This is a genomic window from Vibrio sp. 1978 (genome assembly GCF_033344345.1).
The window spans coordinates 1-518 of record NZ_JAWPOP010001024.1; the positions used below are offsets into that span (position 1 = coordinate 1).

Genomic DNA, 518 nt, shown 5'->3' on the forward strand with positions numbered 1-518 from the left:
ATGCGGTACTTACCGAGAAGGGCGAAGAAGCTCTGAGACAAGCGCCAACTCCGCTGCAAGAACACTTCATCAATCGATTCCAAAAATTGGAAGAGTGGGAACAAACATTGCTGCTTTCTTCTGTCCAGCGCATCTCCACCATGATGAACGCAGAAGACATCGATGTAGCGCCTCTTCTAGAAATCGGCAGCATCACCAAACCAGAATAATCACCTCTTTAAGTGCTCGTATTAAACGGGCACTTTTTTATTCCGTCAGCCCCGTTTCAAATGCGTATTTGGCTAATTCCGCTGTCGAATGCAGATCTAATTTATGTTTGATGTTGTGACGATGCGTTTCTACTGTTCGATAGCTGATATTGAGTAACGTCGCGATTTTCTTACTGCTATTGCCTTGTGCCACCAACCTCAAGACCGCCTCTTCTCGTCGACTAAGCGGATTGGGTTTGTGATGGGCAGGTTTGATTTCTTGCGTAAAGAGTGTCTGAGTTACGGACTCGCAAAAATAGGTTGAACCTT

General features: G+C 45.6%; 1 protein-coding gene and 1 pseudogene. One reads left to right on the forward strand and one right to left on the reverse strand.

Features of this window, described 5'->3' with window-relative positions; all coding sequences use genetic code 11:
• A pseudogene (cosR, locus tag R8N49_RS30450) lies at positions 1-209 on the forward strand (MarR family transcriptional regulator CosR); the annotation flags it as partial.
• 37 nt (positions 210-246) lie between these two features.
• Here the strand turns inward: cosR and R8N49_RS30455 are convergent.
• Positions 247-518: response regulator transcription factor (locus tag R8N49_RS30455; protein WP_318190867.1), on the reverse strand; the 272-nt coding region annotated here is incomplete at its 5' end.